The following is a 17,273-nucleotide window of genomic DNA, read 5'->3' as shown; positions in this document are numbered from 1 at the left end:
GTGACTAAGGCAAGATAAATCCGTAAGTATTTTTGAAGATATTTTGGGCAGTAGTACCACTTAAGTAGGTAGAAAAACTCTGTGCTGTCGATAAAACTGTAGTGTTGGCGAGTATACCCAGTGGATAGACAATCGGATCGCTCTCTGTTGTTAAGGCAGTTTCTACGACTCTTACCTTGTTAGAAATGGCAGCATCAGTTTTGTAAACGGCACCTGCATCAATAGTTTTATTTACGCCTCCAACTACAAGAGTTTTATTTTCAACAGCAGTTAAGACATTACGCACATTGCTAGCAAGGTATGTCTTAGGACTAACAGTAGTGAAAATACCTCGGCTAGTTAGAACTTGTTTGGCATAATTTCCCGCTGGTACAAGTGGTGGAGTACCTGTATAGTCACCTATAGCAATCCCAGTAATGTTGGCGTTAGTCAAACCATTGAAGCTAGTCAGAGCAGCACTACCAGCACTAACAGGAGGCGTTGTAGGGGCGATCAAAACTAGACGGTTTTTGACAATATTTTTACGGCTACCTGCAACCAATTTACTTGGAGTTGCATTCTGCAAGACATCCATTTGGTCGCTGGCAGCAGAAATGAAAATATCTGCTGTTGCTCCTGCTTGTATTTGGCTCAGTAAAGTACCAGAAGCGCCAAAGGTATAGACGATATTGACACTTGGGTTAGCACTTTGGTACTGAGTCTTAATGTCATTGAGCGCGTTTGTTAAGCTGACAGCCGCAAACACTCTAAGTGTGGTTGTGGAGCTTGCTGGCGATAAATTGACAAACTGTAAGCCTATTACCAGCATCATGCTGGTAAGTGCCGTAGCAATCCAAGCAATAAGTCTTCTTCTGTTCATAAAGTCATAGTTGGAGATGAAATCCCATCACTCACGTAATCGATACCTGAAAACAAATAACCGTGCCGGAATCGCCCAAAGCGAATCCGACGATGGAAATTGATGATTTTCCAGTAGGTTTACTTAAACAGAGAGTAAAAAGGATAGAATGTAGAAATTCTACCAGTAAAGTAGGTATTTACCAAAATGTTTGGTAAATAAATCATGACATTAAAGTATAAGTTCGTAGTTCTCTCAGGTCATTTATGCCTAAAAAATCCTTAATATAGCAGTTGCCAGCTAGGTTAGGACATAATTAACCCTGACACCAAGAGAGCTTTAAGCTTGTTACCTGTTCTCTGCCATATAGCTAATTAAATACCAACCAAACTAGTTTTACTCTTCAGGTTGGTAATCTACTGAACACTCTAGTAGTCTGCCAACCCAAAAACGCGCTTGTGAGGGCTGGGGAAAGGGGAAAGGGAAAAGGGTAAGGGATTTAAACCCTTTCCCCCTTCCCCCTTCACCTTTACCCCGCTTGCGTTCGCTTGGCGAAGTACTTGTTAGCAACAAACAAAGGAAATAATTGCGGTTTGCAGTTAACAATGATTATTTGATAAGTGGCGATCGCTCAACACATCACAATTGAGTCAAAAGCAGATTCGAGGACTTATTTTATGGATTACCCATAAACCGAAAAACTTTTCTTCTACTGGCTTTTTCTCTTAACAATACAAATATTACCCTTAGGGGTACTATTATGATTTATTAGTTTGACATAAAGTAAAAGCATCTCAAAAGTGCATACAGTTGGACGCGAGAAAAGCTGCTTCTTCCTTTGCAGTCTGGATGTACAACCAGCGAGAAATAAGAAGATAAGATTAGTGCTGGCATAGTTTTTGATGCCAACATTATTGATATTTGTAGTCTTTCTCAAATTTTTAAACATGATTGCGATCGCATATTCCAATCATGGGCGATTCATTCAACTGTTGTTTCATTTCTTTACCTCATTTCCCGATCCGAAAGCAGTGAGGTAGTTTCTTGACCTGACAAATTAAGGTAAACCTAATTATGGCAACTGTTAACGGTACTAATTTCAATGATAATCTCGTTGGTGTATTTGATTTTCCTTTTTTGTTCATTGATTTTGCTGATGTCATCAACGGATTTAATGGTAACGACAGTCTCACAGGCCTTGGTACCAACGACACCCTCAATGGAGGCAATGGTAACGACACCCTCGATGGGGGCGGGGGTGCTGACAGAATGGATGGTGGTGACAATAATGACCTTTACATCGTAAACAACACTGGCGATATTGCAACAGAAGTATTTGGTGATGCTTTGGGTGGTATAGACACGGTACGGGCTTCAGTCAGCTACACCTTAAGTGCTAACCTGGAAAACCTAACTTTAACAGGGTCTGGATCGATTAACGGCACAGGTAACGCCCGCGCCAACGTCATCACCGGTAACAGTGGCAATAATAGCCTCTCTGGGTTAGGTGGTAACGATACTATCTTTGGTGGTAACGGCAACGACACCCTAAATGGAGGCACAGGTGCTGACAAACTAGACGGTGGCGACAACAATGACCTCTACATCGTAGACAATGTTGGAGATATCGCTAGCGAAGTATTTGGTGATGCTTTGGGTGGTATAGACACTGTGCAGGCTTCAGTGAGCTACACCTTGAGCGCTAACCTCGAAAATCTAACTTTGACAGGCTCATCAGCAATTAACGGCACAGGTAATGCTAAAAACAACGTTATCAACGGTAACAGTGCTGGTAATAGCCTCTCTGGTTTGGATGGTAACGACACTATCAATGGTGGTGGTGGGTCTGACTCAACCAATGGAGGCAGCGGCAACGATCGCATTATTGATAGCGACTTTGTAAACTTCGATTTCCATAATGGTGGATCTGGTGTTGACACAATTGATTATTCAGGTGTCGAATTCAGTTCTGGGGTAGTCACCATCAACTTAGCTACAGGCTTGACCACCGTTAATATTGTTGGTGGTAATAGTGAAACCATCCTCAACTTTGAAAATGTTGAGGGTAGCCAAGGTGGTGAAACCATTATTGGTTCCTCCGGCAACAACGTTCTCAATGGTAATGGCGGCAACGATACCCTCAGAGGCGAGAATGGCAACGATACTATCAGAGGTGGTGCTGGCGACGATCGCATCACTGGTGGTAATGGAACTGATGTTCTCATTGGAGGAACAGGTAACGATGTTTTCAATTACGACTCAGTTTCAGAAAGTCAACCTGGTCTGTTGCGCGATGTCATCAATGACTTCGTTGGCAACGGTTTTGGATTAGGCGATCGAATCGATTTATCTGACATTGACGCTAACCCATTTTTAGCAGGCAACCAAGCCTTCAGTTTCATTGGCTCTGGAGCATTCACCACAGCCGGTCAACTCCGTTATTCAGGAGGCATTCTTCGAGGTAACACCGATTTTGATGCTGCTGCTGAATTTGAAATTCAGATCGCAGGAGCGCCAGGACTATTTGTAGCGGCAGGAAATCCTGGAAGCGACATTATCCTTTAATAAAGTAGAAAAAATTGAATAGTCGGGGGGAGAGGTAATGCCTCTCCCTTTTTGTTTTGATAGATTTATGTACTTAAGCGTATTAGCTAGTACATCGCTGCGTAAATAGAGCAAGCACTTAAAAACCATAAAAAGCCCATTTGATAGACTTTTTCCTTCGCCTAGTGCTATTTCTTAGTTTTGTATCATGGCTAAAAAAAGTACCCTTAGGGGTACTATTATTACCTTTTTCTTTTGATATAGAGTAAAAACATTCCCAAACAACCACAGTTGAGACGAAAGAATCTCCTTGTTCCTTAGGAAGCCTACTAGTCTGCCAACCCAAAAATGCGCTTGTGAGGGCTGGGGAAAGGGGAAAAGGAAAAGGGTAAGGGATTTAAAACCTTTCCCCCTGCCCCTTAGTTTTAACAGGTTTCTATCATTAGCAAGTCCTCAAGTATATGGGGCTGCGGTTAGTAACTGTATCTAACGTCCTTTTTAGTTTCCATGAAAGAATGACTGCCTTCGTCAAGGCTCAAGTAGTCCTCATGTGATGGGGACTGCGGTTAGTAACTGTATCTAACGTCCTTTTTAGTTTCATGAAAGAATGACTGCCTTCGTCAAGGCTCAAACAATTGTTGTTTCCTGATATCGAAAATACCAATTCATGCTTTCGATTCAGTAAGCAAAATTTTTGATGCCACCATCGTTGATATGTGCAGTAGTTCTTAAATCTTCAGACTTGAGTGCGATCGCTTATTCCAATCATGTCTGATTCAACTGTTTTTGATTTCTCCACCTCATTTCCCTATTAGGAAGTAGTCCGATATTTCTTTACCTAACAAATTCAAGGATAAATCTAAATTATGGCAACCATTGACGGTAGTAACTTCAACGACAATCTCGTTGGTATATTTGACTTTCCTTTTTTCGGTATTGATTTGGCTGATGTCATCAACGGATTTGATGGTAACGACAGTCTTACTGGCCTTGGTACCAACGATACCCTCAATGGCGGCAATGGCAATGATACCCTCAATGGAGGTGCGGGCGCTGACACAATGGACGGTGGTGACAATGATGACCTCTACATCGTAGACAACGTTGGCGATATCGCTACAGAAGTATTTGGTGATGCTTTGGGCGGTGTGGACACTGTACAGTCTTCAGTCAGCTACACCTTAAGTAGCAATCTGGAAAACCTGACTTTGACAGGGTTTACATCAATTAGCGGCACAGGTAACTTCCGGAACAACGTTATTGATGGTAACAGTGGTAATAATGCACTCTTTGGGTTGGATGGTAACGATACTATCTTTGGTGGGAATGGCAACGATACCGTCGATGGAGGCACAGGTGCTGACATCCTAGATGGTGGTGACAACGATGACCTTTATATCGTAGACAGCATTTTCGATGTCGCTAGCGAGGTATTTGGTGATGCTTTGGGTGGTGTTGACACTGTACAGTCTTCAGTAGGCTACACCTTGAGTGATAACCTCGAAAACCTGACTTTGACCGGATTTTCATCTATTAACGGTACAGGCAACTTCCGAGATAACCTCATCAACGGCAATGGTGGCAATAATAGCCTCTCTGGATTGGGTGGTAACGACACAATCTTTGGTGGTAATGGCAACGACACTGTAAATGGTGGTGCAGGTGCTGACATCCTAGATGGTGGTGACAACGATGACCTCTACATCGTAGACAACATTTTCGATGTCGCTAGCGAGCTATTTGGCGATGCTTTGGGCGGTGTGGACACTGTACAGGCTTCAGTGAGCTACACCTTGAGTGATAACCTGGAAAACCTGACTTTGACAGGCTCGGCAGCAATTAACGGTACAGGTAACTTCCGAGGCAACGTCATCGTCGGCAATGGTGCTAACAATAGCCTCTTTGGATTGGGTGGTAACGATAGTATTAATGGTGGTAGTGGCAGCGACACCATTAATGGCGGGGACGGTAACGACACTGTAAATGGTGGTGCAGGTGCTGACATCCTAGATGGTGGTGACAACGATGACCTCTACATCGTAGACAACATTTTCGATGTTGCTAGCGAAGTATTTGGTGATGTTTTGGGTGGTGTAGACACCGTACAATCTTCAGTCACCTACACTTTGAGTAGTAACTTGGAAAACCTGACTCTAACAGGGTCGGCAGGAATTAACGGCACAGGCAACTCCCGGAATAACGTTATCAACGGCAACAGTGCTAATAATAGACTCTCTGGGTTAGCTGGCAACGATACTATCTTTGCTGGATTGGGCAACGATACCGTCGATGGAGGCGCAGGTGCTGACATACTGGACGGTGGTGACAATAATGACCTCTACATCGTAGATAATGTTGGAGATGTCGCTAGCGAAGTATTTGGTGATGCTTTAGGCGGTGTTGACACTGTACAGTCTTCAGTAACTTACACCTTGAGCGGTAATCTGGAAAACCTAACTTTGACAGGCTCGGCAGCAATTAACGGCACAGGCAACTTCCGGAATAACGTCATCAACGGCAACAGTGGCAATAATACACTCTCTGGTTTGGATGGTAACGACACTATCAATGGTGGTAGTGGCAATGACACCCTCAATGGAGGCAGTGGCAATGACACATTCATCGGCAGTCAAGGTAACGACTCCTTATTGGGTGGAGATGGCTTTGATACCGCAGACTACAGCCAGCTAGGTCAAATCACCTTGTCAGGTGTTGGAACCGTTCAAAAAGCTGGGGGATTAGGACAAGACCTACTCTTTAAGGTCGAAAAGGTCATTGCCAATGCGAGTGCCACTAATAACACCATAGATGCATCGGCATCTTTGCCTGGGGTATTTATTAACGTTAACTTGCAAACTCAAAGTTTATCTGCTAACAACGTTCCTGGTTTGGGAGTATTGTCATTTACTGCAACCAACTTTGATAATGTCATCGGTACCAATGCAAATGACAGCATTACTGGCGACGGTCAAAGTAACCAATTATTCGGTGGTAATGGCAACGATAACATTAATGGTGCTGCTGGCAACGATAACATTAACGGTGGTGGTGGTAATGACACCCTCAATGGAGGCAGTGGCAATGACACATTCATCGGCAGTCTAGGTAACGATAGCATTAATGGTGGAGATGGCATTGATACGGCAGACTACAGCCAGTTAGGCCAAATCACCTTGTCAGGTGTTGGAACCGTTCAAAAAGCTGGGGGATTAGGGCAAGACCAACTCTTTAAGGTCGAAAAGGTGATTGCAAATGCGAGTGCTGCTAATAACACCATAGATGCATCGGCATCTTTGCCTGGGGTATTTATTAACGTTAACTTGCAAACTCAAAGTTTATCTGCTAACAACGTTCCTGGTTTGGGAGTATTGTCATTTACTGCGACCAACTTTGATAATGTCATCGGTACAAATGCAAATGACAGCATTATTGGCGACGGCCAAGGTAACCAATTGTCTGGTGGTAATGGCAACGATAATATTAATGGTGGTGCTGGCAACGATACCATTACTGGTGGTAATGGAACCGATGTTCTCACTGGTGGTTCAGGTAACGATGTTTTTGATTTCAACTCGCTTGCTGAGAGTCAGCCTGGTGCGTTCCGAGATGTTATCAATGACTTCGTTGGCAATGGTCTTGCATTAGGCGATCGCATCGATCTATCAACCATTGATGCTAACCCATTTTTAGCAGGCAACCAAGCTTTCACTTTCATTGGAGCTAACCTATTTACCGCAGTCGGCCAAGTCAGTTATATCGGTGGCATTCTTCGAGCTAACACCGATGCGGTTTTCGGCTTAGAATCTGAGTTCGAGATTCAGCTTGCAGGAGCGCCAGGACTAGTGGCAAGTGACATTATCCTTTAATTTAGTAAAAATAATTGAATAGTCGGGGGGAGAGATCGGCTAAGCTGTCTCTCCCTTTTTTAATGTTCCCTACTCCGCACTCGACACTTTCGAGATGAAACATCAAGAATTACTCAAGAAAAGATCGCGCATCCCAGGCATGAGAAAATCAGGTAATATAATCGCGACAGTTGCGATGATGGCACGAAAGGAAAAAAGATGTCGGAGAATTTGAGAAGCCAAATTGTCACCAAAGGGGTGCAGCGATCGCCTAATCGAGCTATGCTGCGTGCAGTTGGTTTTAAAGATGAGGATTTCAACAAAGCCATTGTAGGCATTGCCAATGGTTATAGTACAATTACTCCCTGTAATATGGGAATCAATATACTCGCACAACGGGCAGAAGTTGGGATTAAAGCTGCCGGGGCGATGCCGCAATTGTTCGGGACGATTACCATTAGTGATGGGATTTCAATGGGAACTGAAGGGATGAAATATTCCCTAGTATCGCGGGAAGTTATTGCTGATTCCATTGAAACCGCCTGCACGGGACAAAGTATGGATGGCGTACTGGCCATTGGTGGTTGTGATAAAAATATGCCAGGGGCGATGCTGGCGATGGCGCGGATGAATATTCCGGCTATCTTTGTTTACGGTGGCACTATCAAACCTGGTCACTACAACGGACGCGATTTAACGGTTGTTAGTTCTTTTGAAGCCGTTGGTCAATACAGTGCTGGGAAAATTGACGAAAAGGAATTATTAGAAGTTGAAAGTCGGGCTTGTCCTGGGGCTGGTTCCTGCGGTGGTATGTACACGGCTAATACCATGTCTTCTGCTTTCGAGGCGCTGGGTATGAGTTTGCCCTATTCCTCCACAATGGCAGCGGAAGATGCCGAAAAAGCCGACAGTACAGAAAAATCGGCATTTGTTTTAGTCGAAGCGATCAAAAAACAAATCTTACCCCGACAAATTATCACCCGCAAATCTATAGAGAACGCTATTTCTGTAATTATGGCGGTGGGTGGTTCCACAAATGCAGTGTTGCATTTCTTGGCGATCGCTCGTGCCGCAGAGGTAGAGTTAACTATAGACGACTTTGAAACTATTCGCGGTCGCGTCCCCGTTTTGTGCGATTTAAAACCAAGTGGTAAATATGTCGCTACAGACTTGCACAAAGCTGGAGGCATTCCCCAAGTGATGAAAATGCTACTCGTGCACGATTTACTGCATGGGGATTGCTTGACCATTAGCGGGCAAACCATTGCAGAGATATTAGCAGATATCCCAGAAGAACCCTCTGCCAGCCAAGATGTAATTCGTCCGTGGAATAACCCGATGTATGCCCAAGGACATTTAGCTATTCTCAGAGGCAATCTGGCAACGGAAGGAGCTGTAGCTAAAATTACCGGGGTGAAAAAACCAGTAATCACCGGGCCCGCACGGGTGTTTGAATCGGAAGAAGCTTCCTTAGATGCGATTTTGGCGGGTAAGATTCAGCCAGGGGATATTTTAGTTATTCGCTACGAAGGGCCTAAGGGCGGCCCTGGAATGCGAGAAATGTTGGCTCCCACCTCCGCAATTATTGGTGCTGGCTTGGGCGATGCCGTGGGATTAATTACTGACGGGCGGTTCTCTGGCGGTACTTATGGGATGGTGGTTGGTCACGTTGCACCAGAAGCAGCTGTTGGAGGAGCGATCGCTCTTGTTGAAGAAGGCGATAGCATTACCATTGATGCACCTGCTCGTTTATTGCAATTAAATATCTCCGATGAAGAATTAGCTCGTCGTCGTGCCAATTGGCAACCTCCTGCACCACGTTACACTAAAGGCGTGTTGGCAAAATACGCCAAGTTGGTATCTTCTAGTAGTGTTGGTGCAGTCACGGATTTAGATTTATTTTGAAGTGGAGATTTGGCACTAATCAATTAAAAAACATCTCAACTGCATAATCAGATTAAGTCAAACTCTTGTTGGGTGGGTTGAAAAGCCCGCCCTAGTTATGCAATGAAAAAGTGCAATATTTTATCATATCCTGTTGAACGAGTATATCCAATTTGCTGAGATTATTGATAATTTAAAATTCTCCCAATATTAGCTTAACTAACAAAATCTAACCGACACAAATTTATTTTTACTACTTAACTCAACTGTATTGGAATGTAGCCGATCTCATAGTTTTTAGAACTGACGAACTCAGATCTCTAAGCGACTAAAATTTAAAGCTTTGATAAATTTTTTACTTTTTAAGGCTGCCTTATAGGGGTATAAAACCTTATAAATAAAAAATATCCCATTGCTTTTAGAGCATGAAAGCAGCTAGCACAGCCAAATAAAGTCGTTTTGATACCAAAAAATTTCGTAATTTATTTTTTGCAATTGGGTGAGTATTAGGCTTTAGTTCCTAAGCCTTTATGAGTTAGGATAACTACAGTGTAAGTAATATACTTAAATTAGCTGAGTAAAAAATCACCTTATGTTATATATTGAACCTTGTACTTTATTGATGATAGTTTGATACCTGTCAAATTTGGAGTTTCTAATTCCGCTCAGGAAAAATTAGTTGATTAAATCAACGATCGTAATGGGGTATTGTTAGGAACCATGTCTTTAAGGGACTTGTCAAAAAGAATGCCCAGGCAAATCGAGAATATTATTGTTCGTCAAGAATATTTCTGGCATCTTCGCCCCAAGGTGGAAGCAATGTTTGGGTATTTTGTGATGTAATTTATCTAACAACTCTTGCGTGAAACCATGTAATTTATTGCAGTAACAGTTTTTTGTTCGCAAAAATCACAACCATAATTGTGGCTATATTCAGTACAAGCAACAAGGAATTAATTTTTAAGAGACTTAACCAATGGAACCACCTAAAGAATCATCGAATTTTCGACAGAAGGCATTAAAAGGTGTATTTTGGTCTGCAATTCAGAATTGGGGACGCCAAGCGATCGCGTTTATTGTTTTTGCGCTACTTGCCCGTCTGCTTGGGCCTGGTACCTTTGGTTTAGTTGCTTCAGCTAGTATATTCCTGGCATTCGTAACTATTTTTCTCGACCAAGGATTTTCTGTAGCGATAATTCAACGTAAGGAACTGGAACCAGAACATCTCGATACAGCCTTTTGGACTAACTTTGGTATCGGGTTGCTGATGACAGCTTTGAGTATTGCAGCTGCTGGATTATTTGCCAATTTCTTCTTGTCTGACCCGGAGTTAAGGCCGCAGTTAGCGTCAATCATTCGTTGGCTATCTCTCAGTTTTGTAATTATTTCCCTGAGTAGTACTCAAGAAGCAATTTTTCAACGCAACCTAGATTTCAAACCCTTAGCGATACGCGAACTGATAGCGGTATGCGTCGGTGGCGTGGTTGGTGTGGCAATGGCTTTCATGGGCTTTGGTGTTTGGAGCCTAGTTAGCCAACAGTTAGTAAATAGTTTAGTTAAGGTTTTAGTTCTCTGGTCGGCTAGTAATTGGCGACCAAGATTTAAGTTTTCTCAAAAGCATTTTCACGAATTATTTTCCTTCGGTATTAATGTAGTTGGAACCCAAATACTTAACTTTGTTAATCGCAGATCCGATGACTTACTGATTGGTTATTTTTTAGGCCCGGTTGCTTTGGGTTATTACTCCGTCGCTTACCGTTTGCTCTTAATCATGACCCAATTATTGACTGGTGTGACTAACCAGGTAGCGATGCCTGCATTTTCTAGGTTACAGCATGAACCTGAAAAGTTGAGAAATGGTTTCTACAAAGTAACCCAACTTACCAGCCTGATTTCTTTTCCAGCATTTTTGGGCATGGCAGCATTAGCACCCGAATTAGTAAGAGTTTTGTTCGGAAAACAATGGTTGCCAAGTATTCCAGTGATGCAAATACTCGCTTTTATTGGAATTGTTCATTCAGTTGCCTACTTCCATAGCACTGTAATCACAGCGATGGGTAAACCTGTTTGGAAACTGAGACTAAACTTTATGCATACCATTGTAAATGTCATCGGTTTTGCCATTGCTGTACGCTGGGGAATTGTCGCTGTTGCTGCAGTTTATGTGATTCGTAGTTACTTGTTAACACCTGTAGATCTGTGGTTTATTCGTAAACTAATTGGTATTAAATTGACTACTTATTTGGGTCAGTACGTGATTCCATTAACTGGAGTGCTGGGTATGACAGGTGTGATCTTTGTCTTTAGAGAATTGTTAAGAAATCTCGTAAATATACAAACATTATTAGCTGTTTGTATATTCTTGGGTGGTATGACATATATAGTCTTAATTACAGCTCTGGCACCACACATAGTACAACAGATACTTGATATTATCCGCCCATCAATATCTAAAAAACTCGGACATAGTAAAAGATAATGAATTCTGGCATTGCTAAATTATCCTTTGATTTGGCAATGCCAATTTTAAGTTTGAGAATTATATTTACTGCGCCCCAATTAATTTGGGATTTGTACCGTATTTTAATTGTGCGATCGCTTTCTTTCTAAATGTCGGCTGTAATTAAAATATTATTTTAATTAATTTGTTTAAAAGTTAAGGTATGAAAAGTAATCAAGTTCCTCCTGGAAGCTTTGGTTTACCTGGATTAGGTGAAACACTTTCCTTTCTTTTTGACCGGAAGTTTGGTGAAAAGCGCTATTACCAGTATGGGCCTATCTTCAAAACTCATCTTTTTGGTAGGCCAACTGTAATAATGGTAGGGCCAGACGCCTTAGAGTTTGTTTTGTCAAGCCATCTGGAGAATTTTTCTTGGCGGGAGGGATGGCCTGATAATTTTAAGATACTGCTAGGTGAATCACTTTTTTTACAAGATGGAAAGGAACATCGCAAAAATCGCCGCTTGATGATGCCAGCGTTGCACGGCCCGGCATTAGCAAATTATGTCGCCACAATGGAAAATATCACGCACAGTTATCTGCAAAAGTGGGAAAAACAACGTGAATTTAGCTGGTTTGGGGAGTTTAAACAACTGACGTTTGACATTGCGAGTCAATTACTATTGGGTACGCCCCCTGGCGTTGAAGGTGTGCGCCTGAGTAATTTGTTTACAACTCTATCAAGTGGGTTGTTTGCAATTAATCGATTGCCTTTACCATTTACCAAGTTTGGTAAAGCCCTAGCAGCCCGGAATCAAATATTAGAGCATGTAACCAAGGTCGTCAGAGAACGCCAGCAAAACCCAACTAAAGATGCTCTAAGTTTGTTAGTGCAAGCCCAAGATGAACATGGTAACAGTCTGAGCGAACAAGAACTCATTGCCCAAGCAGTACTACTACTTTTTGCCGGACACGATACCACAACTACAATGTTGACTTGGCTGTGTTTAGAATTAGCCCGTCATCCAGAAGTACTGCAACGCGCTAGGGAAGAACAACTAAAATTTGCTGATGCTAGTTCTGTAACTTTAGAACAACTGGGGCAAATGCCTTATTTAGACCAAGTTTTATGGGAAGTTGAAAGGCTACGTCCGTCAGTTGGGGCGGGATTTCGTGGTGTTGTGAAAGAATTTGAATTTAAAGGTTTTTATGTTCCTGCTGGTTGGCAATTATGCTATGCCATCGCACTGACTCATCGGCTACCAGAAATTTACTCTCAGCCAGAGCGTTTTGACCCAGATCGTTTCAGCCCCCAGCGTCAAGAACATAAACAGTATCCTTTTAGTTTAGTTGGTTTTGGCGGTGGGCCACGCGTTTGCATTGGCATAGCTTTTGCGAAAATGGAAATGAAGATTATCGCTGCCCATCTGCTACGCAGCTATGATTGGGAAATCTTACCCAATCAAAGTTTAGACACAATGGGAATTCCTAACCGACCGAAAGATGGGTTACGAGTCCGATTTCAACATCTGCGAGGAAAGGTGTCTTGATTAGAAGGCAGAAGTAATGAAATCAGATGGGAGAGGTAAAAAAAGTTTTTTCATGCGTCCTGTTGTACGCAGCTCATGATGGCTATTGAATATCCCAAGTGCTGAAAAAAGATAGAGGCTGAATATATTCCTTGGTAGTAATATTTACTATGTTTTAAACAAAAACAAATTTATCAAGATTAGTTACAGCCAAACAAAAAGTGATGAATTTTTACTCACCATGAAGTTAGCGTGTTAAATTTCTTTGCTGGAACTTATATCTGGTTATAGCAAACCTGAGATGCCTAACCTCGATTCATCAAAACACAATACATCAAAGTATTATCTGCTGCACTTTTATGTCCTCTAGACGTTCTTCCAAGAAATCTCAAGCTGATACCACCACAGCTGAAACATTTACACGAAAGCAGCAGGATAATCAACAACAATCATTCCCTATTGTTGGGATGGGAGCCTCTGCGGGGGGGTTGGAAGCATTTAGACAATTGCTGAGTAATTTACCCAATGATACTGGTATGGCTTTTGTGCTGATTCAACACTTAAGCCCCGACCATAAAAGTATGTTGAGCGAGATTCTTTCTCAAGCAACCCAGATGCCCGTAAATGAAGTAGAAGATGGTATGGTTGTAGAGCCAAATCATGTCTACGTAATTCCACCTAACAAAAACATGGCTATTTCTAAAGGAGTGCTGAAACTCACGCCACGGGTGAAGGCTCGCGGTCAATATATGACAGTGGATGCATTCTTTTTTTCGCTAGCAGAGTACGGAAATAGAGCGATCGCAGTTGTGTTGTCGGGGGGCGATGGAGATGGCACACAGGGACTGCAAAAAATCAAGGAGGCTGGTGGCATTACCTTTGCTCAGTGTGAAGATACAGCACAAATAAGTAGTATGCCCAACACTGCTGTGGCTTCGGGTTATGTAGACTTCATTCTCACCCCACAAGAAATTGCATCTGAACTGGTAAAGATTAGCCGCCATTCGTATATCAGCCACCCGTCGCCGGGATCGACTGAAAAACTACCGGATAATAGCGAGGCTCTCTCTCAAATTTTCAGTCTACTGCGGATTACTAATGGGGTTGACTTTAGCTATTACAAACCAACCACTCTCAAGCGGCGCATCCTGCGACGGATGGTTTTGTACCATCTCGAAAGGCTGGAGGATTATGTGCGCTATCTCCACGACAACCCAATAGAAGTAAACGCACTGTATCAAGATTTGCTGATTAATGTTACCAACTTTTTCCGAGATCCTGAAGCTTTTGAAGCTTTGAAGACTAAAGTATTTCCCTCGATTGTGAATGGGCGAACGCCAGATTCACCCATCCGCATTTGGGTAGCGGGATGCTCAACGGGTCAAGAAGCTTACTCTCTGGCTATGTGCTTGCTGGAGTATTTGACAGTTGAGCGAATTAATCCACCCATCCAAATTTTTGCTACGGATGTCAACGAGCAGGTAATCGAGAAAGCCCGCAATGGCATCTACAAGCCTAGTCAAATAATAGATGTCTCTCCAGCACGTCTACAGCGCTTCTTTATTCCGGTAGAAGAAGGTTACCAAATTAGCAAGCCAGTGCGGGAATTGTGTGTCTTTGCCAAGCATAATCTCATGGCTGAGCCACCATTTTCGCGGCTAGATCTGATTACTTGTAGAAATGTATTAATTTATTTGGGAGCTAATGTGCAAAAGAAGCTCCTGCGGCTGTTCCACTATGGTCTTAAACCTACAGGATTTTTGATGTTGGGCACCTCAGAGACAGTAGGTGATTTTACTAAGTTATTTGATCTGATAGACAACAAGTACAAGATTTATATCAGCAACATAGTATCAGAACGGCTCAGCATTGATATACTGACTAACCAATATCCGACAGCAACCCTAACGCCTCAGTCAGAAGTAAGTGAGAACGCAAATAAAGACATGGAGTTGCAAAAACAAGCCGACCAAATCGTGCTAAATCAATATACGCCTGCTGGTGTAATTGTTAACTACGATCTAGAGATTGTACAATTTCGGGGACAGGTCAGTCCTTATCTGGAACCTATGCCAGGTAAAGCAAGCCTGAATTTGCTAAAAATGACAAAAGAAGTATTACGGCTAGAGTTACGTAGTGCGATCGAACAAGCAAAAGCGCAGCTAACCGCGGTCAAAAAGGAAGACTTGCAATTTAGAGAGTCAGATCGACTTAGGTTTGTGAGAGTTGATGTGATTCCTTTCAAACCTTTCGCAGAGGAAAAACACTACTTTTTAATTTTATTTGTAGACACACCCTTTTTAGAGCATCCGGAGTCGCTGGCAACCACTGACCGCAGAGGTAAATCTAGGCGAGAGCAGTTAAGTCTTAAGCAGGAGAATATTCTACTTAAACAGGAGTTAGCAAACACTAAAGAGTATCTGCAATCGATTATAAAAGAACACCAAGCCACTAATCAAAACCTCAAAGCTGCTAACGAAGAAATTCTATCAAGCAACGAAGAGTTGCAAAGTACTAATGAGGAATTGCAAACAGCCAAAGAAGAAATTCAAGCAACTAATGAAGAACTAAACACAATTAACGATGAATTGCAGCGACGCAATGCCGAATCAATTCAAGCTAGCAATGATTTGCAGAATGTTCTTAGCAGTATTAATATTCCGATTCTCATTTTGGAAAGCGATTTGCGAGTCCGGCGCTTTACTCCGGTAGCAGCAAGAATTTTCAACTTGATACCAACAGATGTGGGACGCCCGCTGAGTGACATTAAACACAACTTAAATATTCGTAACTTAGAGCAAGAAATTTTAGAAGTGATTAGCACTCTCAACTTAAAAGCTCAAGAGGTTCAAGACCAAGACGGGCATTGGTACGATTTGCGAATTCGACCTTATAAAACATCAGATAACAAAATTGATGGTGCTGTGGTGGTGTTAGTTGATATTGATACTATTAAAACTCGCGCATAGCATGGCTAATACAGCAGAATTGAGAATTTAGTCAGATATGTCAGGCATTAACATCTGCGGCATTGCTCAGTTCTAGAAGTCCTTGAATAATAACAGAGCGTTGCTGAGCAGCTTGGGCTTCTTGTTCTAATTGCTCTGCTGCCAAGGGTAGGTTGCGATCGCGCATTCTGGAAGCCATGCGCTCTGATAGCTTAGCTTTTTCTTGCAGCGCTCTAATAGCACTCCACAATGCCTCTTCCATTTCCTCCGATTGGATTGCCAGCAAACTTGCTGCACCAAAGGCATGACCTACGTGGCAGCGAAAGCGTAACATTTTACCCTGTTCTATCTCCCAGAGTGTACCACCGCAATCAGGACAACTGAAGGTTGATGGTTTACCGGGAGGGTTAGTGCTATTTTCTAGTATTTCTGTATTTAATTGCGCCATATCCGATTCATACTCCATTTCCTTCGGTACAGGCTTTTGTGCTTCTATTGGCATCGGTATATTAGCTAGAGCTACTAAGATGGATGGAATTTCTGAGAGTGGCAAAATATAGTCAATGTCTTCTACATTTTCGATCGCGCTTTTTGGCATTCCTGAATACATTGCATCGTTGGGGTTTTGCACAACTGCCACACCACCCCGCATTTTTACTGCTATCAGTCCTGCGGTGCCGTCATCCAGCATACCCGTTAAGATTACGGCTATCACTCGCTGTCCGTAAGCTCGTGCCGCAGTGCGAAATAAAGGATCGATAGCCGGCCGATTATGGTTTTCTCTTGGCCCCCGTGTCAATTGCAAATATCCCAATTTCACTACCAAATGGTAGTCGGGTGGGGCAATGTAAATTTGTCCAGTCTTGATTGCTTCACCATCCTGAGCTTCAAACACTGGCAATTTCCCAGCGCCATTCAATATATTGTGCAGAATAGAAGGGCTTTGGCTGGGTAAGTGAAGAACTATAATTACAGCAGCATTTAAGTCGGCTGGCAACTGTTGAACTAAATAAGTTAATGCTTCTACCCCACCTGCCGATGTTCCAATAACGATGAGATTGTCTATAGTCGTCTGTTTTTGGCTATCAACCATTTATATCCTTGTTGGATTAGCGCAAACATTAATTGCCATCCAAATAACTCTATATAAGTAATTTTTCAGTGGCTATGCTTACCTCTAAAGACATACTTGTCAGTATCAATTTATTTTGCCTACGTAATAAATTTCAAGAAATAATAACAAATA

Annotated in this window: 9 protein-coding genes; 7 read left to right on the top strand and 2 right to left on the bottom strand. The window is 42.5% G+C overall.

Features of this window, described 5'->3' with window-relative positions; translation table 11 throughout:
• Positions 1-4 precede the first annotated feature (4 nt).
• Positions 5-859 (bottom strand): molybdate ABC transporter substrate-binding protein, encoded by an 855-nt coding sequence (gene modA, locus NSTC745_RS05470; protein ID WP_445636240.1) that lies wholly within the window; start codon positions 857-859, stop codon positions 5-7.
• Positions 860-1,912: 1,053 nt separating this feature from the next.
• On the opposite strand from modA, the gene NSTC745_RS05465 reads away from it, so the two are divergent.
• The 7 genes from NSTC745_RS05465 to NSTC745_RS05435 all read left to right on the top strand — a co-directional run bounded on the left by NSTC745_RS05465 (position 1,913) and on the right by NSTC745_RS05435 (position 16,048).
• Entirely contained in the window at positions 1,913-3,403 is a 1,491-nt protein-coding gene (locus NSTC745_RS05465) for a calcium-binding protein (protein ID WP_445636239.1), read from the top strand.
• Between the two features lie 845 nt (positions 3,404-4,248).
• A complete protein-coding gene (locus NSTC745_RS05460; RefSeq protein ID WP_445636238.1) occupies positions 4,249-7,248 on the top strand; it encodes a beta strand repeat-containing protein in 3,000 nt (999 codons plus the stop codon).
• A gap of 198 nt (positions 7,249-7,446) precedes the next feature.
• A complete protein-coding gene (gene ilvD / locus NSTC745_RS05455) occupies positions 7,447-9,132 on the top strand; it encodes a dihydroxy-acid dehydratase (RefSeq protein WP_445636237.1) in 1,686 nt (561 codons plus the stop codon).
• Between the two features lie 955 nt (positions 9,133-10,087).
• A complete protein-coding gene (locus NSTC745_RS05450) occupies positions 10,088-11,590 on the top strand; it encodes an MOP flippase family protein (protein WP_445636236.1) in 1,503 nt (500 codons plus the stop codon).
• Positions 11,590-11,721 carry a hypothetical protein gene (locus NSTC745_RS05445; RefSeq protein WP_445636235.1) on the top strand — a complete coding sequence of 44 codons (132 nt, stop codon included), beginning with the start codon at positions 11,590-11,592 and terminating at the stop codon, positions 11,719-11,721. The genes NSTC745_RS05450 and NSTC745_RS05445 overlap by 1 nt, the downstream gene beginning before the upstream one ends.
• Before the next feature lie 53 nt (positions 11,722-11,774).
• A complete protein-coding gene (locus NSTC745_RS05440) occupies positions 11,775-13,100 on the top strand; it encodes a cytochrome P450 (protein ID WP_445636234.1) in 1,326 nt (441 codons plus the stop codon).
• Positions 13,101-13,438: 338 nt separating this feature from the next.
• Positions 13,439-16,048, top strand: a complete 2,610-nt coding sequence (locus tag NSTC745_RS05435; protein ID WP_445636233.1) for a chemotaxis protein CheB — start codon at positions 13,439-13,441, stop codon at positions 16,046-16,048.
• 40 nt (positions 16,049-16,088) lie between these two features.
• Here NSTC745_RS05435 and NSTC745_RS05430 read toward each other — a convergent pair whose 3' ends face one another.
• Positions 16,089-17,120, bottom strand: a complete 1,032-nt coding sequence (locus NSTC745_RS05430; protein WP_445636232.1) for a chemotaxis protein CheB — start codon at positions 17,118-17,120, stop codon at positions 16,089-16,091.
• Positions 17,121-17,273 lie beyond the last annotated feature (153 nt).

The organism is Nostoc sp. DSM 114161 (assembly GCF_052692665.1).
The sequence above is the reverse complement of the archived record's forward strand: the minus strand, read 5'-3'. Positions and strand labels throughout refer to the sequence as shown.

Excerpts from the sequence above, each read along its gene's own strand:
- modA (WP_445636240.1), bottom strand. The coding sequence starts at position 859 with ATGAACAGAAGAAGACTTATTGCTTGGATTGCTACGGCACTTACCAGC.
- NSTC745_RS05465 (WP_445636239.1), top strand. The coding sequence starts at position 1,913 with ATGGCAACTGTTAACGGTACTAATTTCAATGATAATCTCGTTGGTGTA.
- NSTC745_RS05460 (WP_445636238.1), top strand. The coding sequence starts at position 4,249 with ATGGCAACCATTGACGGTAGTAACTTCAACGACAATCTCGTTGGTATA.
- ilvD (WP_445636237.1), top strand. The coding sequence starts at position 7,447 with ATGTCGGAGAATTTGAGAAGCCAAATTGTCACCAAAGGGGTGCAGCGA.
- NSTC745_RS05450 (WP_445636236.1), top strand. The coding sequence starts at position 10,088 with ATGGAACCACCTAAAGAATCATCGAATTTTCGACAGAAGGCATTAAAA.
- NSTC745_RS05445 (WP_445636235.1), top strand. The coding sequence starts at position 11,590 with ATGAATTCTGGCATTGCTAAATTATCCTTTGATTTGGCAATGCCAATT.
- NSTC745_RS05440 (WP_445636234.1), top strand. The coding sequence starts at position 11,775 with ATGAAAAGTAATCAAGTTCCTCCTGGAAGCTTTGGTTTACCTGGATTA.
- NSTC745_RS05435 (WP_445636233.1), top strand. The coding sequence starts at position 13,439 with ATGTCCTCTAGACGTTCTTCCAAGAAATCTCAAGCTGATACCACCACA.
- NSTC745_RS05430 (WP_445636232.1), bottom strand. The coding sequence starts at position 17,120 with ATGGTTGATAGCCAAAAACAGACGACTATAGACAATCTCATCGTTATT.